This is a genomic window from Magnetospira thiophila, from assembly GCF_054657015.1.
Genome location: NZ_BAAHXF010000002.1, coordinates 719131 through 743659 on the forward strand (window position 1 = coordinate 719131; position 24529 = coordinate 743659).

The 24529-nt window shown below is 60.6% G+C and carries 27 protein-coding genes; 14 read left to right on the plus strand and 13 right to left on the minus strand.

The genetic code is table 11. The features are described 5' to 3' along the window. Nucleotides 1–122 precede the first annotated feature (122 nt). Nucleotides 123–785 carry a ribulose-phosphate 3-epimerase gene (gene rpe, locus ACYQ1P_RS13105; protein ID WP_460020786.1) on the minus strand — a complete coding sequence of 221 codons (663 nt, stop codon included), beginning with the start codon at nucleotides 783–785 and terminating at the stop codon, nucleotides 123–125. Between the two features lie 219 nt (nucleotides 786–1004). Between rpe and ACYQ1P_RS13110 the strand changes: the two genes are divergently transcribed. Further along, nucleotides 1005–1886, plus strand: coding sequence for a phosphoribulokinase (locus ACYQ1P_RS13110; protein WP_460020787.1), 882 nt, complete (start codon nucleotides 1005–1007; stop codon nucleotides 1884–1886). Nucleotides 1887–1892: 6 nt separating this feature from the next. Here ACYQ1P_RS13110 and ACYQ1P_RS13115 read toward each other — a convergent pair whose 3' ends face one another. Together ACYQ1P_RS13115 and ACYQ1P_RS13120 are read right to left on the minus strand one after the other, a co-directional pair. Continuing rightward, nucleotides 1893–2426 (minus strand): chemotaxis protein CheW, encoded by a 534-nt coding sequence (locus tag ACYQ1P_RS13115; RefSeq protein WP_460020788.1) that lies wholly within the window; start codon nucleotides 2424–2426, stop codon nucleotides 1893–1895. A gap of 65 nt (nucleotides 2427–2491) precedes the next feature. Next, nucleotides 2492–3832 (minus strand): methyl-accepting chemotaxis protein, encoded by a 1341-nt coding sequence (locus ACYQ1P_RS13120; protein ID WP_460020789.1) that lies wholly within the window; start codon nucleotides 3830–3832, stop codon nucleotides 2492–2494. 123 nt (nucleotides 3833–3955) lie between these two features. Between ACYQ1P_RS13120 and ACYQ1P_RS13125 the strand changes: the two genes are divergently transcribed. Next, a complete protein-coding gene (locus ACYQ1P_RS13125; RefSeq protein ID WP_460020790.1) occupies nucleotides 3956–5224 on the plus strand; it encodes a threonine ammonia-lyase in 1269 nt (422 codons plus the stop codon). Here ACYQ1P_RS13125 and ACYQ1P_RS13130 read toward each other — a convergent pair whose 3' ends face one another. Further along, nucleotides 5225–5695 carry a flavin reductase family protein gene (locus ACYQ1P_RS13130; protein ID WP_460020791.1) on the minus strand — a complete coding sequence of 157 codons (471 nt, stop codon included), beginning with the start codon at nucleotides 5693–5695 and terminating at the stop codon, nucleotides 5225–5227. Nucleotides 5696–5834: 139 nt separating this feature from the next. Here ACYQ1P_RS13130 and ACYQ1P_RS13135 point away from each other — a divergent pair, with 139 nt between their 5' ends. From ACYQ1P_RS13135 to ACYQ1P_RS13155, 5 genes are all read left to right on the plus strand, one after another. Further along, the gene (locus ACYQ1P_RS13135; RefSeq protein ID WP_460020792.1) at nucleotides 5835–6356 is read left to right on the plus strand and encodes an RDD family protein; all 522 of its coding nucleotides are present in this window, start codon (nucleotides 5835–5837) and stop codon (nucleotides 6354–6356) included. A gap of 34 nt (nucleotides 6357–6390) precedes the next feature. Continuing rightward, nucleotides 6391–7128 (plus strand): arginyltransferase, encoded by a 738-nt coding sequence (locus ACYQ1P_RS13140; RefSeq protein WP_460020793.1) that lies wholly within the window; start codon nucleotides 6391–6393, stop codon nucleotides 7126–7128. A 145-nt stretch (nucleotides 7129–7273) separates the two neighbouring features. Next, entirely contained in the window at nucleotides 7274–8395 is a 1122-nt protein-coding gene (locus ACYQ1P_RS13145; protein ID WP_460020794.1) for a TRAP transporter substrate-binding protein, read from the plus strand. Nucleotides 8396–8470: 75 nt separating this feature from the next. Continuing rightward, nucleotides 8471–8983, plus strand: a complete 513-nt coding sequence (locus ACYQ1P_RS13150) for a TRAP transporter small permease subunit (protein WP_460020795.1) — start codon at nucleotides 8471–8473, stop codon at nucleotides 8981–8983. Next, on the plus strand, nucleotides 8970–10547 hold the full coding sequence (locus tag ACYQ1P_RS13155; protein WP_460020796.1) for a TRAP transporter large permease: 1578 nt from the start codon (nucleotides 8970–8972) through the stop codon (nucleotides 10545–10547). Before ACYQ1P_RS13150 ends, ACYQ1P_RS13155 begins: the two co-directional genes overlap by 14 nt. Before the next feature lie 50 nt (nucleotides 10548–10597). On the opposite strand, the gene ACYQ1P_RS13160 is transcribed toward ACYQ1P_RS13155, so the two are convergent. The 3 genes from ACYQ1P_RS13160 to ACYQ1P_RS13170 all read right to left on the minus strand — a co-directional run bounded on the left by ACYQ1P_RS13160 (nucleotide 10598) and on the right by ACYQ1P_RS13170 (nucleotide 14157). Further along, complete coding sequence (locus ACYQ1P_RS13160) at nucleotides 10598–11194, minus strand: biotin transporter BioY (RefSeq protein ID WP_460020797.1); 597 nt, start codon at nucleotides 11192–11194, stop codon at nucleotides 10598–10600. 86 nt (nucleotides 11195–11280) lie between these two features. Beyond that, nucleotides 11281–13506: a DNA topoisomerase IV subunit A gene (gene parC / locus ACYQ1P_RS13165; protein ID WP_460020798.1), complete on the minus strand. Its 2226-nt coding sequence runs from the start codon at nucleotides 13504–13506 to the stop codon at nucleotides 11281–11283. A 108-nt stretch (nucleotides 13507–13614) separates the two neighbouring features. Then, on the minus strand, nucleotides 13615–14157 hold the full coding sequence (locus ACYQ1P_RS13170) for a cell wall hydrolase (protein WP_460020799.1): 543 nt from the start codon (nucleotides 14155–14157) through the stop codon (nucleotides 13615–13617). Nucleotides 14158–14559: 402 nt separating this feature from the next. Here ACYQ1P_RS13170 and ACYQ1P_RS13175 point away from each other — a divergent pair, with 402 nt between their 5' ends. Continuing rightward, complete coding sequence (locus tag ACYQ1P_RS13175; protein ID WP_460020800.1) at nucleotides 14560–15048, plus strand: DUF302 domain-containing protein; 489 nt, start codon at nucleotides 14560–14562, stop codon at nucleotides 15046–15048. A gap of 122 nt (nucleotides 15049–15170) precedes the next feature. Here the strand turns inward: ACYQ1P_RS13175 and ACYQ1P_RS13180 are convergent, their stop codons facing one another. After that, a complete protein-coding gene (locus ACYQ1P_RS13180) occupies nucleotides 15171–15395 on the minus strand; it encodes a hypothetical protein (protein ID WP_460020801.1) in 225 nt (74 codons plus the stop codon). Nucleotides 15396–15558: 163 nt separating this feature from the next. Between ACYQ1P_RS13180 and ACYQ1P_RS13185 the strand changes: the two genes are divergently transcribed. Next, entirely contained in the window at nucleotides 15559–15813 is a 255-nt protein-coding gene (locus tag ACYQ1P_RS13185; protein ID WP_460020802.1) for a GIY-YIG nuclease family protein, read from the plus strand. Nucleotide 15814: 1 nt separating this feature from the next. Here the strand turns inward: ACYQ1P_RS13185 and ACYQ1P_RS13190 are convergent, their stop codons facing one another. Then, entirely contained in the window at nucleotides 15815–16000 is a 186-nt protein-coding gene (locus tag ACYQ1P_RS13190) for a hypothetical protein (RefSeq protein WP_460020803.1), read from the minus strand. A gap of 137 nt (nucleotides 16001–16137) precedes the next feature. Between ACYQ1P_RS13190 and proS the strand changes: the two genes are divergently transcribed. The 5 genes from proS to ACYQ1P_RS13215 all read left to right on the plus strand — a co-directional run bounded on the left by proS (nucleotide 16138) and on the right by ACYQ1P_RS13215 (nucleotide 20085). Next, complete coding sequence (proS, locus tag ACYQ1P_RS13195; protein ID WP_460020804.1) at nucleotides 16138–17457, plus strand: proline--tRNA ligase; 1320 nt, start codon at nucleotides 16138–16140, stop codon at nucleotides 17455–17457. Nucleotide 17458: 1 nt separating this feature from the next. Continuing rightward, nucleotides 17459–18736 (plus strand): lipoprotein-releasing ABC transporter permease subunit, encoded by a 1278-nt coding sequence (locus ACYQ1P_RS13200; protein WP_460020805.1) that lies wholly within the window; start codon nucleotides 17459–17461, stop codon nucleotides 18734–18736. After that, a complete protein-coding gene (locus tag ACYQ1P_RS13205) occupies nucleotides 18729–19424 on the plus strand; it encodes an ABC transporter ATP-binding protein (RefSeq protein WP_460020806.1) in 696 nt (231 codons plus the stop codon). The genes ACYQ1P_RS13200 and ACYQ1P_RS13205 overlap by 8 nt, the downstream gene beginning before the upstream one ends. Before the next feature lie 125 nt (nucleotides 19425–19549). After that, complete coding sequence (locus tag ACYQ1P_RS13210; protein WP_460020807.1) at nucleotides 19550–19891, plus strand: hypothetical protein; 342 nt, start codon at nucleotides 19550–19552, stop codon at nucleotides 19889–19891. After that, nucleotides 19891–20085, plus strand: coding sequence for a hypothetical protein (locus tag ACYQ1P_RS13215; RefSeq protein WP_460020808.1), 195 nt, complete (start codon nucleotides 19891–19893; stop codon nucleotides 20083–20085). Before ACYQ1P_RS13210 ends, ACYQ1P_RS13215 begins: the two co-directional genes overlap by 1 nt. Here ACYQ1P_RS13215 and rodA read toward each other — a convergent pair. From rodA to mreC, 4 genes are read right to left on the minus strand one after another with little or no spacing between them, the layout of a single operon-like run. Then, nucleotides 20082–21230 (minus strand): rod shape-determining protein RodA, encoded by a 1149-nt coding sequence (rodA, locus tag ACYQ1P_RS13220; protein WP_460020809.1) that lies wholly within the window; start codon nucleotides 21228–21230, stop codon nucleotides 20082–20084. The genes ACYQ1P_RS13215 and rodA overlap by 4 nt on opposite strands. Further along, nucleotides 21227–23101 (minus strand): penicillin-binding protein 2, encoded by a 1875-nt coding sequence (gene mrdA, locus ACYQ1P_RS13225; RefSeq protein WP_460020810.1) that lies wholly within the window; start codon nucleotides 23099–23101, stop codon nucleotides 21227–21229. The genes rodA and mrdA overlap by 4 nt, the downstream gene beginning before the upstream one ends. 4 nt (nucleotides 23102–23105) lie before the next feature. Beyond that, nucleotides 23106–23621, minus strand: a complete 516-nt coding sequence (locus tag ACYQ1P_RS13230) for a rod shape-determining protein MreD (protein ID WP_460020811.1) — start codon at nucleotides 23619–23621, stop codon at nucleotides 23106–23108. Then, a complete protein-coding gene (gene mreC, locus ACYQ1P_RS13235) occupies nucleotides 23618–24502 on the minus strand; it encodes a rod shape-determining protein MreC (protein WP_460020812.1) in 885 nt (294 codons plus the stop codon). The genes ACYQ1P_RS13230 and mreC overlap by 4 nt, the downstream gene beginning before the upstream one ends. Nucleotides 24503–24529: the final 27 nt, after the last annotated feature.

The following is a 24529-nucleotide window of genomic DNA, read 5'->3' on the forward strand; positions in this document are numbered from 1 at the left end:
TTATTGTTCCTTCTTGGGGAGAGTGTGGCGGAATTTTTTTTCTCAGGCAACTCCATCTGGGCATTCAGAAAAGCAAACGCCGGGCTCATAGGAACCCGGCGTTAAATTCTTCGAGCAGGGAATCAGCCCGCGACGGCAGCCCGAATGGCATCCATGTTGGCCTTGTAGGCGGCCATGCCCTCGCCCTTGTACACGGCGCTCCCCGCGACCAGCACATTGGCTCCCGCATCGACCACGGACTTGGCCGTCGCCGGGCTGACGCCGCCGTCCACTTCCAGCTCAATCGGCCGGTCGCCGATCATCTTGCGGATGCGGGCGATCTTTTCCAGCTGCGCCTCGATGAAGCTCTGGCCGCCGAAACCGGGGTTCACGGACATCACCAGGATCAGGTCCAGCTTGTCCAGGACATATTCGAGAATGCCTTCAGGCGTCGCCGGATTCAGCGACAGACCGGCCTTCTTGCCCAGGGAACGGATATATTGCAGGCTGCGGTCGATATGCGGATCGGCCTCGGCATGGACAGTGATGATGTCGGCACCGGCATCCGCGTAATCCTTCAAGAAAGGCTGCGCCGGATTGATCATCAGATGCACGTCGAACGGCAATTTGGTCCAGGACCGGATGCACTTGATGATCGGCGGGCCAAAGGTCAGGTTGGGCACGAAATGACCATCCATCACGTCGATATGGATATAGTCGCAGCCGCCGTCATCGATGGCTTTGACTTCTTCCCCGAGACGGGAAAAATCGGCGGACAGAATGCTGGGCGCGATTTTGACGCTCATGTTGTGTTCCTCCATTGATAGCCTTGTTGGACCGAGCCCACCACCGAGCGTTCAACTCCGTAGTCAACTCCCTCGGCAAGGGATTCGCACAGGGGCGAATCCGTTCCCTCTCGCAATATTTTCTGTTTCTAATATACTGTCGGCTCGACCCTGGCAATCGGGGCGGTGCGGGGATCGAAAAATGATCCCGTGAATTCTTGATCTTTCCAGGGGGAAACAATGTCCAAAACCCATCCCATCGTGGCCGTTACCGGGGCTTCTGGCGCCGGTCGTGGTGTTGTCCGAGACGCTTTTCGCAAGGTCTGCCAGCGACTGGAATTCAACCCGGCGTTCGTCGATGGGGAAAGCTTTCACCGCTATAACCGGGCGGAAATGAAGGCTGCGCAGGACAAGGCGGTGCACAATGGCGAGCCGCTGCTGACCCATTTCGGCCCCGAGGCCAACCTGTGGCCCGAACTCGAAGCCATGTTCGAGCGCTACGGAAAGACCGGCACCGGCCAACATCGTCATTACCTGCATTCCCAAGAGGATGTGGATGCCTACTGCAAGGCCGACTGTGCTCCTGGACAGTTCACCCCGTGGGAGGATTTGCCGGAAAATTCGGACTTCTTGATTTATGAGGGACTGCACGGTGCCGTCAAAACCGCCGATGTGGACGTGGGGCGGCATGTGGACCTGAAAATCGGCGTGGTTCCGGTGATCAATCTGGAATGGACCCAGAAACTGCATCGGGACATCAGCCAGCGGGGCTATTCTTCCGAGGAAGTCATGAGCACCATTCTCGGGCGGATGAATGACTACATTCACTACATCGTGCCGCAATTCCACCACAGCCATATCAATTTTCAGAAGGTTGCCGTGGTCGATACATCAGACCCGTTCATCGCCCGCGATGTCCCCAGCGACTCCGAGTGCCTAGTGGTGATTCGATTCCGCGACCCCAAGGACCCCCTGGTGCCGGTGGATTTTCCCCATCTCTTGAACGAAATCCCCAATGCCAAAATGTCGCGCCGCAACACCCTGGTTATTCCCGGCGGCGAAATGGGTCTGGCACTGGAATTGATCCTGCCCCCCGTATTGAACAAAATGATGGGGAAATAGAATGGGCTATCCGGTCCGGCGCAGGCCGTCACCAGGACCGATGTTGAGGAATCCATCCACATTGAGGACCACCATCAACTGGCCGTCCAGTCGGTAGATACCTTCTGAATAGGTCCGCCAGACCTTGTCCAGGGTGCTTGGATTCTGTTCGAATCGATCCACCGGCAGACTGATGACATCGCCGACCCGGTCGACCAGCAGGCTGTACAGATCCGGGCCGTCTTCCACAGTCACCGCCATGGACGTCCCGCCGTTCTCCGAAGGCAATGGCGGCAGCCCGAGGCGGGCCCGCACATCAATCACTGTCACGATTCGTCCACGCAGATTGATCACCCCGGCGATCTCTTTCGGCGCCAGGGGAATGCGGGCGATGTTTTCCGGATGCAGAATATCCTGCACGCGAAAGACCGACACGCCGAACATCTGCTTGCCGATGAAGAAGGTGACGAATTCATTGACCTCGTTCCGCGTGACCTGAACCTCCCGGCTCCCGGTGACCGGCACGATCTCGTTGCTGCGACCTTCGGAATTCTGTTTCACCACGGCTCACAAACCTCATATATGACATCAAATAATATATTCACTCAATTGAAAATAATATATTTTTATATTTTTCTTCGACTGAGATTTTCGGCCAAGCGGTCCAGCAGACCCAGCACCACAGCCGAGGATTCCAACATTTTGTGCGCCGCAATCAGGGCGTCGTCCAGGTTCCCTTGCTGGAGAAATTCCAGAGACTGCGCTCCGAAACGATGCACCGCCTCATGGGGAATTTCCAGCTCCTGAAACGCAAGATCCCGCATGATGTGCGGATCGGTGACTTCATAATACCACGCTCCGAACCGGCAATGATGATGATCCTCCAGGGAATCCGGCGGCAAGGTGATTCGACCGATCAGCGCATCCATGATTCGGCGCTTGAAGGCCACATGGTCGGAACGGGCCAGATCAACCACCTTGAAATCAATATCCTGCACGGCAAATGCCGCCACATGACCGCACAGCATGTCGTTGGTCTGGTCGAGCAGCCCGACCAATTTGGTGATCTCGCCGGTGTTGCGCCCCGACATGTCGGCAATCACGTTGATTCCGCCGGAGACTTCGCTTGAGGCCTCCCGTTGTTGATGCAGAATCGAGGCAATGTCCTGCATTTTCGCATTCACCCCGTCGATTTGGTCGCTGATGCTGCGCATTTCGTCGCCGGTGGCCAGAATGACCTTTTCCCCCTCCTGTACCGCCTGCGCCCCTTGCTTCATGAAGCTGACGATGGAGGACATTTCGTCGCGCAGGGTTCCGATTCGGCTGCGGATATTGTCGGTCGCCCGGGCCGTTTGATTGGCGAGGTTCTTGACTTCGCCCGCCACCACGGCAAACCCCTTGCCCGCCTCACCGGCCCGCGCCGCCTCGATGGTCGCATTGAGCGCCAACAGATTGGTTTGTTTGGCGATGGCTTCAATGGATTGGACGATATCGCCGATTTCCTCGGAAGCGCGGGCCAGCGTATCCACCTGCCGGGCCGCATCTTCCACCGCATCGGCAATATTATGCATGGTCTCCACCGCCCGCTGAGCCGCACTCATGCCCTGGGCGGCAGTTTCGCGGACGGAGGCGGCATCAAGGGCCGCCGCTTCAGAGGTATGGGCAATGTCTGAAACGGAAGCGACCATTTCCTCGGCGGCGGCGGCGATCCCCTGCGCCCGATTGCTCACCTCGCGCATGTCCCGGTACATCTCGGCCAGGGAAATCATGGAATCTCCGCATTCCACGGAGACATCAACAAGCCCTCTCAGGGTACTTTGGGCCCGATCATGCAGGACCGAGGACAGGTGATGGATTTCCCTCTCGAACGGGGTGTTGCCGGACGGAACCAGACGGTACTCTCCGCGCGCCAGATGCCGCAACGAAGCCTCGACATCACTGCCGTCACGGTCGGCGAAATCTTCCATTCCCAAACGTCCCCGGTGGCTATTGTTGTTGGTCCGGCCTTTTTATTGCGACTAAAGTCTAGAACAAGCCCTGCAAGATGTACAGAATATGCCCCCCTTGAAACGAGATCTGGATTATTCCCCGTGACCCTCAACATCTCCCGCATTCAAGCCGCCGCCCGGACCCTGAGTGGAAAAATCGTCCGCACCCCGCTGGTCGATTCGCAGCTGTTGTCCAACATAAGCGGTGCCAATGTGTTCCTGAAACTGGAAAATCTGCAATATACGGCGTCGTTCAAGGAGCGCGGGGCGCTGGTCAAACTGACCAGCCTGACCGAAGAGCAACGGGCCAGGGGCGTCATTGCCATGTCGGCGGGCAACCATGCTCAGGGCGTCGCCCGCCATGCCAAGCTCATGGGCATTCCGGCGACCATCGTCATGCCCCGCGACACCCCTTTCGTCAAAGTGGCCCAGACTGAAGTGCTGGGGGCGCGCGTGGTCCTGCACGGGGACACCCTGAACCAGACCACGGCCCATGCGGAACAAATGGCCGAGGCGGAAAATCTGGTCTTCGTGCATCCGTTCGACGACGAGGCGGTGATCGCCGGACAGGGCACCATCGCCCTGGAAATGCTCCATGACCAGCCGGAATTGGACGTGATCCTCGTGCCGGTGGGCGGCGGCGGACTGATCGCGGGCATCGCCATTGCCGCCAAGGCGTTGCGACCGAACATCCGCATCATCGGTGTCGAAGCCTCGTTCTATCCCTCCATGCACGCGGCGCTCAAAGGCGGCGCCCCGGCGGAGGGCGGTGCCACCATCGCCGAGGGAATCGCCGTCAAGACTCCAGGCAAACGGACCCTCGAAATCGCCCGGCAGTGGGTCGATGACATCCTGATCGTGGGCGAGGCCGAGATGGAAAGCGCCGTGCAGCTCCTTCTTGAAGTGGAAAAAACCGTCGCCGAAGGGGCCGGAGCCGCGCCCCTGGCCGCCCTGATCAAATACAAGGAGCAGTTCAAGGGGCTCTGTTGCGGCTTGGTGATTTCCGGCGGCAACATCGATTCCCGCCTGCTGGCCTCTATTCTCATGCGCGGACTGGCCCGCACCGGACGGCTGGTGCGGCTGCGGATCAGCATTCCCGACCGCCCGGGGCAACTGGCCGAGGTGGCCCGGGCCATTGGGGATTCAGGGGGAAACATCATCGAAATCCAGCACCAACGGCTGTTCCACGACGTGCCGGTCAAGGCCACGGAACTGGATGTGGTGGTGGAAACCCGGGGACCGGATCACACGGGCATCCTATTGGCAAAGCTGCGCGAGGCCGGTTGCCCGGCGCGGCAACTGGCCAACACCTCGGTGGATGCGGTGGCTGCGACCATGGTCCTGCCGGCGTCCCATGCGGTGGAGGAATAATCAGGCCAACTGTTCGTAACCGGCGCGAAAATACAGCAGCGGCTGACCGGCCGGATCGTAGCTGGTCTCCTCCACCTGACCGATGACAATGACATGGTCACCGCCGCTCTGGTGACTGACCATGCGGCATTGCAGATGGGCCAGACAGCCGTCGATCACCGGCACGCCGTTGGGCGCTTCGGTCCAGGACGTGGTCTCGAACTTGTCCCGGTCCCGCTTGGCGAACAGGGTGGAAATTTCCGCCTGATCGTCGCGCAGGATACTGATGTTGAAGGGTCCTCCGGCCAGAAAGGTCTCCAGGTCAGCGGTTTTGTCGGCCAGACAGATCAACACCAGAGGCGGATCCAGGGACAACGAACTGAAGGCATTGACGGTCACGCCGACGGGGGTTCCATTGGCGGTTTTGGCCGTCACCACAGTAATTCCGGTGGCGAAATGCCCGAGGGTATTGCGGAAGGTCCGCGGGTCCATGCGTTTGCTCCTTGGCCTGACCGTCGCACATTGCGATATGGATTCCGTCGCGTCAAGGCGGCTCGCCCGGCCCTGTGCCATGGAAATCCGCTCGAAGCATGATATATCCATGGAAAGCTCACTTGGAATGGGACAGACCATGACCACCACCCTCCCCAGCCTCGAAGGCGCCGACCCGCGCTGGTCCGATCAGGCCCCCGACCCGCTCAAGTATCCGGATTTCTACGACGGCATTGTGTTCAAGCGGCTGCTGGCCTTCTTTCTGGATGGGGCTATCATCGTCGGCCTGATGGTCGGCGGCTGGGTGATTTCATTGTTTGCCACCGTCGGCACCTTCGGCCTGCTGTCCCCCCTGTTTGCCATCCTGATACTGATTCCGCTGATCTATCATACCCTGATGATCGGCGGCGAACGCTCGGCCACCCTTGGCATGCGTGCCCTGGGAATCGAAGTCCGGCGCTGGGACGGCGGCCGTCCCGACTACCTCCAGGCGGCCATTCAGACCCTGTTGTTTTACGGTTCCATTGCCGCCACATCGACCCTGATCCTGGTCATCGGGCTGTTCAATGATCGGCGGCGCTGTCTGCACGACTATCTCTCCGGTTCGGTGATCGTCAACAAGATCGACTATGCCGCAGTTACCTATAAAGGCCCCGATTGAAAGAAGTTCCGGCGCAGAGTATTCTGACAACAGCATGAAACAGAACGTCTATCATCGGCCGGAGTTCTTTTACACCACGGCACCGTTACCTTGCCCTTACCTGCCCGAGCGCATGGAGCGGCGACTGGTGACCGAATTGTCCGGCCAACGGTCCGTTATTCTCCACGACGCCCTGTCCCGGGCCGGATTCCGACGCAGCCATAATATCGCCTATGCGCCGATCTGCCCCACCTGCCGCGCCTGCGTCCCGGTCCGCATCGTCGTCGCCGATTTCACGCCGTCACGGACCCAGCGACGGCTGATCCGGATCAATAGGGATTTGAATGTGGAAATCCTGCCCGCCAAGGGCACCCTGCAACAGTTCGGACTGTTTTCAGCCTACCAGAAACTCCGTCACAGCGAGGGCGACATGGCGGGGATGAGCTTTCGCGACTATCGGATGATGGTCGAGGACAGCCCCATCGACACCTTCATTGCCGAGTTTCGTCGCCCGGAAGATGATCGTCTGGTCGCGGTATGCCTGACCGATCACATGGGCGACGGCTTTTCCGCCGTTTACAGCTTCTTTGCCGAAGGGGAAGAACGCCGCAGCCTGGGCACCTATATGGTGTTGTGGCTGATCGAGCAGGCCCGCTTTGCCGGGCGGCCTTATATCTATCTCGGCTACTGGATCGCCGAGACCCGCAAGATGGCCTACAAGACCAATTTCCGCCCGCTTGAAGCCCTGTATGGCGAGGGCTGGCAGCGGATTGAGGAAACCGGTCTGCTATAGACGTCGGCTTTCGGTTGCGACTCCCCTCCGCTGCGGATATCCTCAAGGCACAAGTTTGATTGTGTTGGCAAAATTTCGACACAAAACAAACGTCGTCCGCCCCTGAGAGGGTTTTTGAAATCCAGTTGCTGGGAGGTTGTTAATCATGAAACGTCGTGAATTCATCACCGGTGCCGCCACCGGTTTGGCCGTGGGGGCCGGGGCCCTTGCCCTGAGTGCCTGCGAACAGAAAACCGAAGAGAAAAAACCGGTAGCCGCCCCGGCGGTCATGAAGCAGAAGCGCGAACTGAAGATGGTCACCACTTGGCCGAAGAATTTCCCCGGCCTGGGCACCGGCGCGCAGCGTCTCGCCGACCGCATCACCGCCATGACCGGCGGGGAACTGACGGTCAAGCTGTTTGCCGCTGGAGAACTGGTCAAGGCCTTTGATTCCTTCGATGCGGTCTCGGGCGGTCAAGCCGACATGTACCATGGGGCGGAATATTACTGGCAGGGCAAGTCCAAGGCCTTCAACTTCTTCGCCGCAGTGCCGTTCGGCCTGATGGCCAACGAAATGAGTGGCTGGATCTATCAGGCCGGGGGTCAGGAACTGTGGGACGATCTGTCCGCCCCCTTCAACATCAAGCCGTTCATCGCCGGCAATACCGGCGTCCAGATGGGCGGTTGGTTCAACAAGGAAATCAATTCGGTCGAGGACTACAAGGGCCTCAAAATCCGCATGCCCGGTCTCGGCGGCGAAGTGCTGCGCAAGCTTGGCGCGGCAGCGGTCTCCCTGCCCGGCGGCGAGATTTTCCCGTCCCTGCAATCGGGGGCCATCGACGCCACCGAATGGGTTGGCCCGTGGAACGACCTCGCCTTCGGCTTCTACAAGGTGGCCAAGTTCTACTACAGCCCGGGCTTCCACGAGCCGGGCACCGTACTCTCTGCGGGCATGAACAAGGGGGTCTGGGACAGCCTGTCGACCGAACACAAGGCGATCGTCGAGGCCGCCATGATGGCCGAGGCCAACAACATGTTCGCCGAGTTCAACGCCCGTAACGGCGACGCCTTGCGCACCCTGATCGACGAACATGGGGTGGTGCTGAAGAGCTTCTCCGACGAGGTCATGATGGAAGTCCGCAAGGCCTCCGAGGAAGTTTTGGCCGAGGTGGCCGCCGCCGACGAGACGACCGGCAAGGTCTATCAGAGCTTCAAGGCCTACCGCGAGAAAGCCAATGCCTGGTACGGCATCGGCGAAGGCCCCTATGGCCGCGTCCGGGCCATGTAAGGACCGCTTTTAAGTCTTTCCGGGGAAAGGGGTGCCTTTCCCCGGGTATATTCCCGTTCCCAGGAGTTCCCTCGGGTGCATGCCCTCGCCGATCTGATCGACCGTTGTAATCGTGCCATCGGACATACGGTGGCCTGGCTGACCCTGTTCATGGTGCTGGTGCAGTTCGTCGTCGTGCTGCTGCGCTATATTTTCGGCCTGGGTTTCATCTGGATGCAGGAATCCATCATCTACATGCACGCCATCATGTTCATGACCGGTGCCGCCTATACCCTGTTGCGGGACGGCCATGTGCGGGTCGATGTGTTCTACCGGGGGGCCTCGGAGCGCTTCAAGGCCTGGTCCAATCTGCTGGGCACGATATTTCTGCTGATTCCCGTTTGCAGCCTCATTCTCTGGGCCTCCTGGGGCTATGCGGTGGATTCCTGGATGGTCTGGGAAGGCTCCAAGGAAACCAGCGGCATCCAGGCGGTCTATATCTTAAAAACCGTGATTCTGGTCTTCGCGGCCCTGATGATCCTGCAAGGGATCTCGGTGGTCCTGCGCGCCCTGGTCACCCTGCGGACGGACGATTATGGCGCTGAATGAAGTCCTCGCGGCGCTGATGTTCCTGGTCACCTTCGGGTTGCTGCTCGGCGGCTTTCCGGTGGCTTTTACCCTGTCCGGCGTGGCGCTGATTTTCGCTGCTCTCGGGGCCGGGGTGGGCGAGCTGGATTTCTCCTTTCTGTCTTTCATGCCGCAGCGGATCTTCGGCAATATGACCAACGAGGTTCTGATCGCGGTGCCGCTGTTCGTGTTCATGGGCGTCATGCTTGAACGCTCGAAGGTGGCCGAGGAACTGCTCGATTCCATGGGGCGGCTGTTCGGCCCGTTGCGCGGCGGACTGGGCATTTCGGTGATTATCGTCGGGGCCTTGCTGGCCGCCTCCACCGGCATCGTCGGGGCGACCGTGGTCACCATGGGCCTGCTGTCCCTGCCGACCATGCTGCGCCGGGGCTATGACCCCAAACTGGCCTGTGGTGCCATTTCAGCGGCAGGCACCCTGGGTCAGATCATTCCGCCATCCATCGTCCTGATTCTACTCGGCGATCAGATTTCAAACGCCTATCAGGACGCCCAACGCACCCTCGGCAATTACTCACCGGAGCCGGTGTCGGTGGGCGATCTGTTTGCCGGAGCCCTGTTGCCCGGCCTGTCGCTGGTCGGGCTCTATATCCTCTATCAGATTTACATGGCCTGGCGGAAACCGGAAAGCTCGCCGGCCATTCCCATCGAGGAACTGGGCGATATCAGCTACGGCCAGATGTTCCGCCTTATCGCCAGTGCCCTGCTGCCGCCCATCATTTTGATCGTCGCCGTCCTGGGCTCCATCCTGGCAGGCGTGGCGACCCCCACCGAGGCCGCCGCCGTGGGCAGTATCGGCGCGCTGCTGCTGGCCGGGGCGCGGCAGGAAAATACCAGCAACTGGCCGGTGGTGATGGCCGTGCTGGCGCTGGCGCTGATGTATGTGCTGTCCCTCACCACCGATCTGCGGGTGGCACGCGATATCATTGACATCGGCGACCAGTTGGCCATCGTCGCGGCCATCGTCGCCGCGGTCGCGGTGACTTACGGCACTGGCGTCTGTCTGCTGCGGGTGCATCGCTCCGGCATCCTGCTGGAGGTCATGCGGGCGACCCTGGATATCACTGCCATGGTGTTCGTCATCCTCATCGGCGCCGCCCTGTTTTCCCTGGTTTTTCGCGGCTTTCACGGCGATGACATGGTGCATGACTTCCTGGCCAGCCTGCCCGGCGGGACCTTCGGGGCGGTGCTGCTGGTGATGCTGGTGATGTTCTTTCTTGGCTTCTTCCTCGACTTTATTGAGATCATTTTCGTCGTCGTGCCCATCGTCGCGCCGATCCTGCTGAAAATGAACGTCGATCCGGTATGGCTCGGGGTGATGATGGCGATGAACCTGCAAACCTCGTTTCTCACCCCGCCGTTCGGTTTCGCCCTGTTCTATTTGCGCGGCGTCGCCCCGCCGGAAGTGACGACCATGCACATCTATCGCGGCGTGCTGCCCTTCGTGCTGATCCAGATCCTCGGCCTCGCCCTGCTTGCCCTGTTCCCGCAACTGGCCACCTGGCTGCCGAAAGTGGTCTTCGGATAGCCGTAAAAAAGCCCGGCACTAGGCCGGGCTTTTTCAGAATGTGCAATCGGTTAACTGCGCAGGCGGGCCAGCAGACGCCAGGCTCCGGGCAGCACGACGGCGGCCAGGGCGATCTTGGCGGCGGCCCCGAGCAGGAACGGAGTCAGGCCGAATTGAAGGGCCTTTTCGAAGCCAATCAACGAACTCAACCAAGTGACTCCGCACAGCAGAATGATCGCCGTGCCAATGGTCATGGTAGCCAGGGTGCCGAGGAAGCTCCGGTCCCAGCCCCGTTGGGCCAACAGACCGACCGTTGCAGCGGACAGCACGAAGCCCAGCAGATACCCCCCGGTCGGACCGGTCATATAGGCCAAGCCAATGCCTTTTTCTGGCGTTCCGGCAAACACCGGCAGGCCGAGGGCACCTTCCAGCAGATACAGGCCGATGGTCGCCACGCCGAGGCGCGGTCCGAAGCTGGCACCGATCAGCAGCACCATGAAGGTCTGCATGGTCATGGGCACCGGCCAGAACGGCACCTGAACCTTGGCCGACAGGGTCAGCAGCAGACTGCCGACAAAGGCCAGGAACAGGCCGCGCAGCAGGGCATTCTGGCGCTGGAGCGGGAAAGCAGCGGACAGCAACGTGGGGTGAAGAGCTTCGGCGCGCATGGGAACCTCGATTGTTGGCTGTTGTCTCAGCCCATCTTCATACCAGTCTTTGCCGTCGCGGTAAATTCATTTGCAGCGCACAATGTTTACGAAAAACGGTTGTTACGCGGGAAGCCATGGGGAGTCTGACGCCCCGCCTGCGCCCGTTTGCCGCGCCAGGCAGTGAGGTCGGTTTCGGTGCGGGTGCGCTCCCCCTGAATCCAGGTCAGCCCGTCGGCCAGGGTGAAGGTCTTGATGTCGGACAGGCCGCCCTCGCGATACTTTTGCAGGATCACCCCTCGCCCGCGCGCCATCACCGGTAACTCTTCCAGCGCAAAAACCAGCAGCTTGCGGTTCTTGCCCACCACCGCCACCGAGTCCCCCTCGATGGGCAGGCAGAACCGGGCCGTTTCCCCCTGGCCCAGATTGAGAATCTGCTTGCCGGACCTGGTCTGCGCCAACACATCGTTCTCGGCGATCTGAAAGCCGCGCCCGGCACTGGAGGCAACCAACAGCATCCGGTCTGCCCGATGAATCAACAGAGTCGAAATATCGTGCTCGTTGGGCAGGTCGATCATCAGCCGCATGGGTTCGCCCATGCCGCGCCCGCCCGGCAGTTTGTCGCAGCCAATGGTATAGAATCGCCCGTTGGTGCCGAAGACCAGCAGCTTGTCGGTGGTCTCGCAGCGCAGCACGAACTTCTCCCGGTCGCCTTCCTTGTATTTGACTTCCGAGACGTCGGCCACATGGCCCTTCATGGCCCGAATCCAGCCTTTCTCGGAACACAGAAGGGTAATCGGCTCGCGCTCGATCATCGCCTCCAGGGGTACCACGGTGGCGCTCGGCGGCGCGCCGATTTCAGTGCGCCGACGACCCAACTGGGTTTTCTGACCGAATTTCTTGCGGGTCTCGGCAATCTCGTCGGCCAGCCGTTTCCAGCGACGCTCCTCATCCGAGAGCAGATCTTCCAGATCGGCCTTTTCTGCCGACAGCGCCGCATGTTCCCGGCGCAGTTCCATCTCTTCCAGCTTGTGCAGCTGACGCAGCCGCATGTTGAGAATGGCCTCGGCCTGGATATCGGTCAGCTCAAAGACCCGCATCAGCTCCTGTTTCGGCTTGTCTTCCTCGCGGATGATGCGGATCACCTCATCCAGATTCAAAAAGGCAATCAGGTAGCCTTCGAGGATATGCAGCCGATGGGCGATCTTCTCCAGGCGATAGGTAGAGCGCCGCACCAGCACCACATGACGGTGGTCGAGAAAGGCCTGCAAGGCGTCGCGCAGATTCATCACCCGCGGGGTGTTTTCGGCGTCCAGCAGGTTCATGTTGAAGCCGATCCGCGCTTCCAGTTCGGTCAGCCGGAACATCTGTTCCATCAAGGCTTCCGGCTCCACCGAGCGGTTGCGCGGCTCCAGGATGAGGCGCACCTCCTCGGTCGATTCGTCGCGCACATCGGCCAGAAACGGCAGTTTGCGCTGGGTCATCAAATCGGCGATTTTCTCGATCAGGCGGGACTTCTGCACCTGATAGGGAATTTCGGTGATGACGATCTGATACATCCCGAGACGCAGCTTCTCCACGTCCCAGCGGGCGCGCAGACGAAACGATCCGCGCCCGGTGCGATAGGCCTCGACGATGCTCTCGGGGGCATCGACCAGAATGCCGCCGGTGGGGAAATCCGGGCCGCGCACCATGCCGACAAGGGTCTCAATCGCCGCATTGGGATGCTTGATCAGATGAATCAAGGCGTCGCACAGTTCCCCGGCATTGTGCGGCGGCACGTTGGTCGCCATGCCGACCGCGATACCTTGCGCCCCGTTGGCCAGCAGATTGGGAAAGGCCGCCGGCAACACCACCGGTTCGCTATCCTCGCCGTCGTAGGTGGCGCGGAAATCCACCGTGTCCTCGTCGATGCCTTCGAGCAGCGCCTGGGCCACTTCGGTCAGCCGAGCCTCGGTATAGCGCATGGCCGCCGCGTTATCGCCGTCGATATTGCCGAAATTGCCCTGCCCGTCGACCAGAGGATAGCGTTGGGCGAATTCCTGGGCCAGCCGCACCATGGCATCGTAAATGGCCTGATCCCCGTGCGGGTGGAACTTACCCATCACGTCGCCGACGATGCGGGCGCATTTCTTGAAACCGGTGTTGGGGTCGAGCTTCAATTGACGCATGGCGAACAGCAGCCGCCGATGCACCGGCTTCAAACCGTCGCGCACATCCGGCAGCGACCGCGACATGATGGTGGACAGGGCATAGGACAGATATCGCTCGCCGAGCGCATCGGCCAGTCGTGTTTCCCGAATGTCTTCGACAGGAGCCCCGCCCGACACCATGATCCCTCGTCTCAATGAATTGGCGTACGCAGGGAAGATACAGTAGTCACTTGAGCGCGAAGGTCAATATGCAGGGGGTCGTGGGACCGCTTTTTAACGCCAGGACGGTTAGCTGTTGTCCAGCTTGCTGGTGGTCGGGTCGCGATAGAAAATGTGATGGCCGATCTGGCGGACCCGTTTCAGCTTGGCGACCCACTCCGGTTGCACGTAGCTGGCGTGATAGAACAGCGCCCCGCGGGAAGGGTCCTGATCATTGGCATGAAGCGCGTAGCGAGCGACCATCTTGGCCAACTTCCAAGCATTTTCCTCAGTCGGTTCGTCGCTCTTGCCGTCACACCACCAGGAGAACTGGCACTGATTGCGCTTCCCCACCCCCTGCATGACGACACCACAGATGGTGCTGGGAAATTCTGCGCTGCGAGCCCGGTTCAGAGTCACCCCGGCCACCGCCAACTGACCTTCCAGCGGTTCGGAGCGGGCCTCCCAATAAACGTTCAGGGCCAGACAATGAAGTTCGGTTTCCAAGCCAGTCGGAATTGACGCACTGGCGGTATCGGCAGGAGTAATCCCTTCCGTTCCCATCAATGCTGCCATCACCACGAAAATGGTGGCGGCACGACTCAAAATGCGGCTGACGTCGCTGCGTCGCATTGTTCCCCTGCCTCTTCCCGTTAGCATCAGATCCCATACATTAGTACACACTTATATAAGAGGTGACTAATGTATGTCAAGCCCCACAAACAACGGGCCTACAGCGTTCCCCGGCCAACAAGACCACGGGACGCCTATTCAGGAACCGACAAAGAGCGTCAGTGTCGATCCTTAAGATCCAGTAATGTCGGGTGTTTTATAGGGTATTTGGAAAGGGTCCAGAGACAGAACCGCAGACCAGCCATGCGTTTTTGGAATGGGGGCATGAAAGCAGGCAACGCAGGGACTCCCCAGGGTTTGACCTGGAACGCCTGCGGATTCGGGTATAAGATTCGACACGACGGGGAAAGCATCAATAAATGAAATGCCCTAAAAAATTTGATCTTACAAAGGGAGGACACAATGCAACGCAGCCTCATGATTTTCGCCATCAGCCTGATGTCTCTGGGATTTCTGATCTCCAACGGGGCCATGGCGGGCGGACACGGACAGCAGTTCTATAGCACGGAAGGGAGCTTCGCCGACGTCAAGCAGGACGTGGTTAATGCCGTCACCAACAAGGGGTTGGTGGTCGATTACGTGGCCCGCATCGGTGATATGCTGAAACGCACCGGCAGCGACATGGGCAGCAGCAAACAGATCTACGCCGAGGCCGAAATGCTGCAATTCTGTTCCGCCAACTATTCCCGCGCCGCCATGGAAGCGGACCCGAGCAACATCATATTCTGCCCCTATGTGATTGTTCTCTACACCCTGCCCGACTCGCCCGGCACGGTGCATGTGGGCTATCGGCGGCCGCTGGGTGGCAGCGATCTGGCCTCACGTCAGGCCCTGCTCGAAATCGAAGGGATGCTGGACAGCGTGGTCCGCGAGGCACTGGATATTAAATAACGCTTTTCCGTCGCCCCTATGACGACCGTCACAGCCGGTCGGCGCGAATCGGGGCATAAAGCGGACATCTCAAGAGCAACTCAGCCCGGCGTCTCGCCGGGTTTTTTCTTGGCTGGGCCTCGTCAAGCCAGACAGGCGCGCAGCCAACTCAATATTTTTCGGGCAGGCTTGGGGCGCTCCTGGTGATACAGGGGATTCTGGCGCGCCGCCGGGGTGACGATATGTCCGCTGGTGATCCGGCTCCTTCTGCGGGTCGGACGTCCCCAGCCGCCGTTCAGGACTCTGGCCTGATTGAACAGCGGATTCTGTCGCGCCGCTTGGGTGATGATATGTCCGGTGGTGATCATGGTCGGTCTCCTTGTCGGATTCTCCCCACCTCCCTTTCAAGCATCTGCCGTGCCAGTTCCAACCCCCTGCAAAGACGGAACCATTGGTTTCGCAGTCTGTCAGATGGGTAGAATCTGCCCGCCAAACACGGCAAGATCCCCCCCAGTTCATGGGAGGTTTGCCTTGTCCTGTTTTGTCTACGTGCTGGGAAGTGAGGGTCCGGGCGGACCGCGCAGCTACGTGGGCTGGACCACAGACCTCGACGCCCGTCTGGCGCGCCATAACAACGGCAGCGGGGCGCGTTCCACCCGCGGGCGGCAGTGGGTGCTGCTCTATGCCGAGTCCCTGCCCGACCGGGGCGCGGCCCTGAGCCGGGAATGGCACATCAAGAAAGATCGGCGGATGCGCAAGCTGCTGTTGGAGAACGGCCTGACCTGAGTCACGCCGCCACCGTTTCGCGCCCGGGCAATTGGCTCGGATGGCATTTACCCTGCCAACCTTCGTCATGCACCCATTCCATGAACCGGTTGCGCGCCGCCCCCTCCAACTGCCGCCAGTGGGCGCAGCGGGCCGCTGTCCAGGCACCGGGGGACCATTTTTCGGCAGGCGATTCTTGATCGGACATGGCAGTTTTCCTTCCACACGGACATCTCACCGAAGACCAACCCTAGCCGAAAGAAGTTAAGGCTCCATTGCCACGCCCCCGTCGCTTGCTTATAAGTCCCGAAGAAATGACGTCCGCGAGCGGGAAAGAGAACCATCATGCGCCTGTCCAGCTATTTCGTCCCCACCTTGAAAGAGAACCCTGCCGAGGCGCAAATCGTCTCCCACCGGTTGATGCTGCGGGCCGGTCTGGTGCGCCAGTCTGCCGCCGGGATCTATACCTGGCTGCCCATGGGTCTGCGGGTGTTGCGCAAGATCGAACAGATCGTGCGCCGGGAACAGGAAGCCGCCGGGGCGCAGGAACTGCTGATGCCGACCATCCAACCGGCCGAACTGTGGCAGAAGTCCGAGCGCTACGACGACTACGGCCCGGAGATGCTGCGCTTCAAGGATCGTCACGAGCGGGAGATGCTCTATGGCCCGACCAATGAGGAATTGATTACTGACCTGTTCGCCAACAATGTGCGCTCCTACAAGGAACTGCCCAAGAATCTGTTCCATATCCAATGGAAGTTCCGCGACGAAATCCGTCCCCGCTTCGGAGTCATGCGCGGGCGCGAATTCCTGATGAAGGACGGCTATTCCTTCGATCTCACTTATGAAGGTGCACGCCATGCTTACAACAAGATGTTCATCTCTTACTTGAGGACTTTTGCGCGCATGGGCCTGACCGCCATTCCCATGCAGGCCGATACCGGCCCCATCGGCGGCGACCTGTCGCACGAGTTCCTGATCCTGGCCGACACCGGCGAGAGTCAGGTGTTCGTCCATCAGGAATTGCTCGATCTGGACTGGAGCGCCGGGAACCTGGATTACGACGATCCGGCGGCCATGCAAGCGGCGGTGGATACCTATACCGGCAAATACGCCGCCACCGAGGAAAAACACGACAAGGCCAAGGAAGCCGAACTGGGGGCCGCCCTGGTCAGCGCCCGTGGCATCGAGGTCGGTCATATCTTCTATTTCGGCACCAAATACTCGGCCAAGCTGGGGGCGAAAGTCACCGGGCCGGACGGTCAGGAAATCACCCTGGAAATGGGCTCCTACGGCATCGGCGTATCACGGCTGGTCGGCGGCATCATCGAAGCCTCCCACGACGACAACGGCATCATTTGGCCGGAAGCGGTGGCCCCGTTCCATGTGGGCCTGATCAATATGAAAGCCGGGGACCCCGACTGCGATGCCGCCTGCGACAAACTCTATACGGACTTGCAGGCGCGCGGCGTCGAGGTGCTGTACGACGACCGCAGCGAACGGGCCGGGGTGAAATTCGCCGACATGGACCTGATCGGCCTGCCCTGGCAGTTAGTGGTCGGCCCGCGCGGCCTCAAAACTGGCATGGTCGAACTGAAAAGCCGCAAGACGGGCGAACGCGACGAACTGAGCCTCGATGCCGTGCTTGACCGGTTGGCGGGCTGACATGCGCCTCCCCCCCCTGCCCCAGGCCCTGCGGATCTTCAAGCCCTTCGAATGGATGCTGGCGTTGCGCTACCTGCGCGCCCGGCGGCAGGAAGGGTTCATTTCGGTCATCGCCTGGTTCTCGCTGCTCGGCATCGCCCTCGGCGTGGCGACCCTGATCATCGTCATGTCGGTGATGAATGGGTTCCGCGAGGAACTGCTGTCGCGCATTCTCGGCCTCAACGGGCATATGACCGTGCAAGCCGGGCCGGAGGGTCTGACCAACTACGACGAATTGACCAAGGCCATCGCCGGTGTCGAAGGGGTCACCCTGGTCGCCCCGGTGATCGAGGGCCAGGTCATGGCCACCGGGCGCGGTCTGGCCAACGGAGCGCTGGTCCGGGGCATGCGGCCGGAAGACATCCGCAAACGCAAGATGATCGTCGATAACATCCGCACCGGCAGTCTAGATGATTTCCAGGGGCCGGACGCGGTGCTGGTCGGCAGCCGATTGGCGGGCAAGATGGGACTGGCCACCGGCGACCGGATCACCCTCATCTCACCCAAGGGCAATGTGACCGCCTTTGGTACTGTGCCGCGCATGCGTGCCTATCGCATCGTCGGCACCTTTGAAGTGGGGATGCACGAATACGATTCCAGCTTCGTCTTCATGCCCCTGGCTGCGGCCCAGAAATACTTCAAACTGGAAAACCGGGTGTCGCACCTGGAGTTGATGATTCAGGACCCCTACGAGCTGCGCCGCCCCCGGGCCGAAGTCGCGGCGGTCGCCGTGGGTCAGGGGCGCGTCTATGATTGGCAACAGACGAATCACAGCTTTTTCAGTGCGTTGCAGGTCGAACGCAATGTGATGTTCCTGATTCTCACGCTGATTATTATCGTCGCCGCCTTCAATATCGTGTCGTCGATGATCATGCTGGTGAAGGACAAGGGCAGCGACATCGCTATCCTGCGCACCATGGGGGCCAGCCGCGCCTCGATCCTACGCATCTTTTTCATCTCCGGGGCCAGCGTCGGCACCATCGGCACCTTCGTCGGCTTCTGGCTCGGGATGTTATTCTGCTGGAACATTGAAGGCATCCGGCGCGCTATCGAAGCCATCACCGGGGCTGATCTGTTCAACGCCGAGATCTATTTCCTGTCCAAGCTTCCGGCCAAGGTGGATAACTGGGAGGTCTTCACGGTGGTGATGATGGGGCTGGGGCTGTCGTTCCTGGCCACCCTCTACCCCGCCTGGCGGGCCGCCCGCCTCGATCCGGTGGAGGCCCTGCGCTATGAATGACACTTCCCCCATTCTCGAACTGCGCGGCATCCAGCGCACCTTCGTCCAGGGCGAGCGAATTCTGGAGGTGCTGCGCGGGGCAAACCTGACCATCCGAGAGGGGGAAATCGTCGCCCTGGTCGGGCCGTCCGGGGCCGGTAAATCCACCCTTTTGCACATCGCCGGATTGCTGGAGCGCGCCGACGGCGGCGAAATCCTCATCGACGGCCACGACTGCGCCCAATTCAACGACGAACAGCGCACCCGCCTGCGCCGCACCGATTTGGGCTTTGTCTATCAGTATCATTACCTGTTGCCGGAATTCTCGGCCCTGGAAAACATCGTCATCCCGCAGCGCATCGCCGATCTCCCGCTTGCCGAGGCCCAGCAACGGGCACAGCAGTTGCTGCATATGATGGGCCTGGAGGAGCGCGCCGAACATCGCCCGGCCCGGCTGTCCGGCGGCGAGCAGCAACGGGTCGCCATCGCCCGCGCCCTGGCCAACGCGCCGCGCCTGTTGCTGGCCGACGAACCGACCGGCAACCTGGACCCCCATACGGCGGGCCATGTGTTCGACATGCTGTTGAAGCTGTGCCGAGGCGCCGGTCTCGCCGCCCTGATCGCCACCCACAACCCGGCCCTTGCGGCCCGCATGGACCGCACCATTTCTCTGGAGGACGGCCTGTTGGTGGAGAAACCCAACAGCTGATCCGTTCCGTTGAATTCCTTTTCAAAATAATCCGCAAATTTTCAAAAAATTGGCTCATCTACGCGACAAGTGGACTCCTCATGGCGTCCAGGCGAATGGCGGGGTAACGGGCAAAGCATCAATAAATGCATTGTCACTGTAACCCGAGCGACCGAGCGCAACAGGAATACCTTCTCAAGCAGGCCGAGGCCGACACGGAGGCGGTCTGGAAGATGCCTCCGGACACCCCGCAACATGGGACCGACCAGATCCTGCGCCATGTGCCGGTGGAGGATTGGTCTTCCACCCAGGCCCTCAAGGTCAAGACCTCGCCCAGTTCATTCCAGTCCGGCCACCCCGGCAACGCCACCGCCCGGCCCAAGCTGGATCGTCGAACGCCATGGCCACAAAACACCGGCCCAGGTCAGGGCCGAACAAACCGGAACACCGGCCATGGCCGCGTAACCGCAATCAGGTGTCTCATTTAATGTGGACTGCAACAGTGATTCCCATCTCTGTACATTATAGGAGGGACGGACGCGGCTTCCGGGTCGAGCTGACTCATCCAGACTCCCGGTTTCATGTGCCGTTGCTGCTGACGATGAAAATGTCCCATGCCCAGGTGCGACAACAGGCCGACGCCTTGGCCCGCGCCCTGGGAAAGCCGGTCCGTTTCTCTTAAAACTCCGACGCCGAACCGCGCGGCCCGATCACCGCGTCCCGGTGGATATAGACGCTCATGATCAGCCCAAAACCGAGCATCAGGGTGAGCATGGCCGTGCCGCCGTAGGAAATCAGCGGCAAGGGAACGCCGACCACCGGAATGAGCCCCATGACCATGGCGATATTGATAAAAACGTACAAAAAGAAGGTCGAGGTGATGCCGATGGCCACCAGCCGTCCGAACTGATTGCGCGAGCGCAGGGCGATGGCGAATCCAAAAGCCAGGATCATCACATACAGACCCAGCAGCGACAGGCCGCCGAGCATTCCGAATTCCTCTGCCAGCATGGTGAAGATAAAGTCTGTCTGTTTCTCGGGCAGGAAACTCAAATGGCTCTGGGTGCCGAGCATGAATCCCTTGCCGGTCAGACCGCCAGCCCCGAGGGCAATCTTCGACTGGGTGATGTGATATCCGGCCCCCAGCGGGTCGCGTTCCGGATCAAGGAAAATCAGAACCCGGCTTTGCTGGTAGTCGTGCAACATATTCCAGGCAACGGGCAGGCTGCCCAGGGTGACGAGCCCGGCGACAATGAACACCCAGGCTCGAACCCCGGCCATGAAAAACACCACGATGGCGGTGGCGGCGAGCATCAAGGTGGTGCCCAAATCCGGTTGGCGCAACACCAAAACAGCCGGCAGTGCGATTATCAGCAGCGGCGGAATCAGGATGCTCAGGCGTCCGATATCCTCAAGACTGATACTGTGAAAATAGCGGGCTAGGGCAAGCACCAGGGCGATTTTCATCACCTCGGACGGTTGCAGGGTAATGAAGCCCAGGTCGATCCAGCGTTGCGCCCCCATACCGATGAAGCCCATGAATTCCACGGCGACCAACATCACCAGAGAGATGAAATACAGCCAGTAGGCATAGCGCAGCCAGGATCTTATATCAATGAGTGCAACGGAAATCATCAGAGCCATGCCCATGGCAAAGCGGATGGCCTGACGGGAGGCCCAGGGATTCCAGTTCCCATTGGCCGCTGAATAGAGCATGCCGATTCCCGCCGCCGCAGCCAGACTCACCAGCAAAACCAGCATCCAATTCATGTGCAGCAGCTTCTCGCCGATGGACATGCGGGCGTTCTGGGACAATTCGCGGCTCATGTGCTGCTCTCCGGGGGGCGCGATCCGGCCACCGGCAGGGACCGTGCCGGGTCGCGGCGCAGTGTTTCGCGCATGATATCCCGAGCGATGGGGGCCGCCGTGCCGGAGCCGCTGCCCCCATGCTCAACCACCACACTGATGGCATAGCGTGGGGCATGGACGGGGGCGAAGGCGACGAACAGGGCATGATCCCGATCTTTCCAGGGTAAATCCTCGTTCTTGAGGACGCCGGATTCCCGTTCCGCCTTGCTGATGCGGCGCACCTGTACGGTGCCGGTCTTGCCGGCCATCTGCATGTTTTCCTCGGGTATGCGGGAGCGATAAGCCGTCCCGTGGATGTCGTTGACCACCGCCGTCATGGCGTCGCGCACCAGTTTCAGGTGGCCGGGCACCAGTCCCAGGGTGTCTCGTTTCGGCGGTGCGCGCTCGATGATCTTATCCGGGGTGACGATGGAGCGGGTCAGGAACGGCGACACTTCTACCCCGCCATTGGCGAGGCGGGCCGTCATCACGGCCAGTTGCAGCGGTGTCGCCAGCAGGTAACCCTGGCCAATACCGGAAATCAGGGTTTCGCCCTGTTGCCATGGCACACCGATGGTCGCCCTTTTCCATTCGTCGGAGGGCACTAGACCGCTTCGTTCGCCGGGCAGGTCGATGTCCAGGCGGCTGCCCAGCCCCAGGCGTCTGGCCATGGCCGCGATGCGCTCGATACCGGTGCGCCGGGCCACTTCGTAGAAATAGACGTCGCAGGATTGCTTGATCGCATGATGCAGATTGACCGAGCCGTGACCGCCGCGTTTCCAGCAATGGAAGCGGGCGTTGCCGAGGGTCGTATGGCCGTTACAGAAGACCTCGGTCTCCGGCGAAATGATGCCCCGTTCCAGGGCCGCCAGGGCAACAACCATCTTGAACGTCGAGCCGGGTGCATATTGTCCGGCAATGGCCTTGTTGGTGAGCGGAGATCGGGGGTCGGAAACCAGTTCCTTCCACTGGCTGGACGAGAGCCCCTTGTTGAAGTCGTTGGGGTCGAAACTGGGCGACGACACCATCGCCATGATGGCTCCGCTATGAATATCAATGACCACTGCTGAGCCGCTTTCTTCGCCCAACCGATCGGCCATCAGCTTTTGCAGCTCCATGTCGATGGTCAGCGAGATCTCGGTGCCCGGCTGTCCTTCCTTGCGGGCGATTTCCTTGATCACGCGACCAAAGGCATTGACTTCCACCTGGCTGGTGCCGCCGCTGCCACGCAACGCCAGATCATAGACTTTTTCCAGTCCCGCCTTGCCGATGCGAAAGCCCGGCAGTTGCAGCAAGGGGTCGCCGGTCTGTTCCGCTTCGGAGACCGCCGCCACGTAGCCCAACATATGGGCCAGTTCCTTGCCGTGCGGATAGTGACGGGTTTGCCCCACGTCAATCTGGGCACCGGGCAGGTCCGGGGTATTGACCTCAATGCGGGCCATGTCCTGCCAGGACAGGTTCTCCTTGACCGTGACCGGGACAAAGCTGCGCTTGCGGCGCACTTCGCGCAGCACCCGCTGCCGCTCATGATCGGAAATGGGAATGATTGCCGCCAGGGCATCCAGGGTGGCATTCAGGTCGTTAGTCTGTTCGGCCACCACCAGGACCCGGTAGTTCTCCCGGTTTTCCGCCAACAGACGTCCATAGTGATCGAGGATACGCCCGCGCGGCGGCGGCAGGAGGCGCATGGAGATGCGGTTTTCCTCGGCCAGGGTGGCATAGCGTTCGGCCTCCATGACTTGCAGATAGTACATCCGCCCGACCAGGGTCGAGAGCAGCAGGAGCTGTCCGCCACCCAATACGGCGGCACGGCGGGTAAACAGCTTGAAGCGGTCGTTGTCCCCATGCATGGCGTCATTCCTGCCGCAACACGGTCTGCTGCCAGCGGATCAGGCTCCAGGACAGCAGCGGATAGAAACCGAGCGTGACAACATATTGGTAGCTCAGAGCCTGCATGTCCAGCAGCACCCCATGAAAGGCCGATAGCAGCGCCCACATCTGTAGCGCCGCTGCGCCAAGAATCAACGAAAGGCCCATCCAGACGATGAGAAAGGATTTACCGGCCAGAAAGCGGTTCTGCCACACCACCACCCCCTGAACGGTAAGATAGACCAGGCCGCTCAATCCCAGGGGCAGGCCACCAAGAATATCCTGAATCAGCGCCAGAATGAGCACCGACCAGGGGGGAAGCAGCTCGGGCCGATACACCGCCCAATGATAGATCGAGGCCAAGGCCAACAGGGGTGTAATACGAGCCATGCCCTCGATTTGCAGCGGCACGACACCCAACAGCACCAACAGCAGCGTCAAACCGAACGGCGTCAGATGGCGCGCCAATTGGTCCATACGCTGCCAGAAGGACGGCTTCATGGGGTCTCGTCCTCTGGTGCCTTTGGGATGGTGTGGGATTGCAGGATGCCGGTCAGCCCCACATCGACGACCCGCAGATATTCCAGCCGATGGCGGTCAACAAAGGGTTGGACCTGAACCAATCCGTCGGTGACCGAAGCGATAATGCCCACTGGCACGCCGGGAGGCAGGGCCCCGGCATGGCCGGAGGTGATGATCCGGTCGCCGGGGGAGACCGAGGCCCCGTTGGGCAGATACATCAGACGGGGGCGGTCCTGGTTGTCGCCAGCCAAAATGGCCCGGGTGCGGGTGGATTCCACCAAAACCGGAATGCGGGAGTTCAAATCGGTGATCAGCAGAATGCGGGACGACCGTTGTCCGACGCTGGCGACGCGACCGACCAGACCGTCGCCGGTCACCGCCGCCTGCCCCTTGCGAACGCCATCGCGTTCCCCGGCATTGAGGATCAGGCTATGGGCGAAGGCCCCGCCTTGATCGCCGATGACCTGGGCCGTCACGAAAGTGGCGTCGGGGGGCGGCACGAGTTCAGCCAACCCGCGCAGGCTCTGGTTTTCGCTTTCCAAATTGCGGGCGACCATCTGCCATTGCAGCAGGCGCGTATTTTCCTCGCGCAGACGAGCGTTTTCTTCGCGCAACCGACCCAGTTCGCGGATTTCGCCGATCATGTTATTGACCGCATCCACCGGGCGGGCCACCGTTTCCAGGATGGGGGCGAAGGCGTCGATCACTTGCGTCTGGAATCGTTCCACCAGCGCCGTATCGGCCTTGGACAGCATCAATAGGGTAAAAGCGGCCAGAATCAACGCGATGTAGGTAAAGCGTTGAGCCACATGCCTCAGGGCAATAATGCGAGGAGCCGAACCCGGCCGTTGTCCCACCATGTAAATGGACGTCCCGTCGTCGTCTTC

What these genes read in the sequence shown, in the direction of transcription:
- rpe (WP_460020786.1), bottom strand. Translation starts at nt 785, where the DNA reads ATGAGCGTCAAAATCGCGCCCAGCATTCTGTCCGCCGATTTTTCCCGT.
- ACYQ1P_RS13110 (WP_460020787.1), top strand. Translation starts at nt 1,005, where the DNA reads ATGTCCAAAACCCATCCCATCGTGGCCGTTACCGGGGCTTCTGGCGCC.
- ACYQ1P_RS13120 (WP_460020789.1), bottom strand. Translation starts at nt 3,832, where the DNA reads ATGGAAGATTTCGCCGACCGTGACGGCAGTGATGTCGAGGCTTCGTTG.
- ACYQ1P_RS13130 (WP_460020791.1), bottom strand. Translation starts at nt 5,695, where the DNA reads ATGGACCCGCGGACCTTCCGCAATACCCTCGGGCATTTCGCCACCGGA.
- ACYQ1P_RS13135 (WP_460020792.1), top strand. Translation starts at nt 5,835, where the DNA reads ATGACCACCACCCTCCCCAGCCTCGAAGGCGCCGACCCGCGCTGGTCC.
- ACYQ1P_RS13140 (WP_460020793.1), top strand. Translation starts at nt 6,391, where the DNA reads ATGAAACAGAACGTCTATCATCGGCCGGAGTTCTTTTACACCACGGCA.
- ACYQ1P_RS13145 (WP_460020794.1), top strand. Translation starts at nt 7,274, where the DNA reads ATGAAACGTCGTGAATTCATCACCGGTGCCGCCACCGGTTTGGCCGTG.
- ACYQ1P_RS13155 (WP_460020796.1), top strand. Translation starts at nt 8,970, where the DNA reads ATGGCGCTGAATGAAGTCCTCGCGGCGCTGATGTTCCTGGTCACCTTC.
- ACYQ1P_RS13160 (WP_460020797.1), bottom strand. Translation starts at nt 11,194, where the DNA reads ATGCGCGCCGAAGCTCTTCACCCCACGTTGCTGTCCGCTGCTTTCCCG.
- parC (WP_460020798.1), bottom strand. Translation starts at nt 13,506, where the DNA reads ATGGTGTCGGGCGGGGCTCCTGTCGAAGACATTCGGGAAACACGACTG.
- ACYQ1P_RS13170 (WP_460020799.1), bottom strand. Translation starts at nt 14,157, where the DNA reads ATGCGACGCAGCGACGTCAGCCGCATTTTGAGTCGTGCCGCCACCATT.
- ACYQ1P_RS13175 (WP_460020800.1), top strand. Translation starts at nt 14,560, where the DNA reads ATGCAACGCAGCCTCATGATTTTCGCCATCAGCCTGATGTCTCTGGGA.
- ACYQ1P_RS13180 (WP_460020801.1), bottom strand. Translation starts at nt 15,395, where the DNA reads ATGATCACCACCGGACATATCATCACCCAAGCGGCGCGACAGAATCCG.
- ACYQ1P_RS13190 (WP_460020803.1), bottom strand. Translation starts at nt 16,000, where the DNA reads ATGTCCGATCAAGAATCGCCTGCCGAAAAATGGTCCCCCGGTGCCTGG.
- proS (WP_460020804.1), top strand. Translation starts at nt 16,138, where the DNA reads ATGCGCCTGTCCAGCTATTTCGTCCCCACCTTGAAAGAGAACCCTGCC.
- ACYQ1P_RS13200 (WP_460020805.1), top strand. Translation starts at nt 17,459, where the DNA reads ATGCGCCTCCCCCCCCTGCCCCAGGCCCTGCGGATCTTCAAGCCCTTC.
- ACYQ1P_RS13205 (WP_460020806.1), top strand. Translation starts at nt 18,729, where the DNA reads ATGAATGACACTTCCCCCATTCTCGAACTGCGCGGCATCCAGCGCACC.
- ACYQ1P_RS13210 (WP_460020807.1), top strand. Translation starts at nt 19,550, where the DNA reads ATGCATTGTCACTGTAACCCGAGCGACCGAGCGCAACAGGAATACCTT.
- ACYQ1P_RS13215 (WP_460020808.1), top strand. Translation starts at nt 19,891, where the DNA reads ATGTGGACTGCAACAGTGATTCCCATCTCTGTACATTATAGGAGGGAC.
- rodA (WP_460020809.1), bottom strand. Translation starts at nt 21,230, where the DNA reads ATGAGCCGCGAATTGTCCCAGAACGCCCGCATGTCCATCGGCGAGAAG.
- mrdA (WP_460020810.1), bottom strand. Translation starts at nt 23,101, where the DNA reads ATGCATGGGGACAACGACCGCTTCAAGCTGTTTACCCGCCGTGCCGCC.
- ACYQ1P_RS13230 (WP_460020811.1), bottom strand. Translation starts at nt 23,621, where the DNA reads ATGAAGCCGTCCTTCTGGCAGCGTATGGACCAATTGGCGCGCCATCTG.
- mreC (WP_460020812.1), bottom strand. Translation starts at nt 24,502, where the DNA reads ATGGTGGGACAACGGCCGGGTTCGGCTCCTCGCATTATTGCCCTGAGG.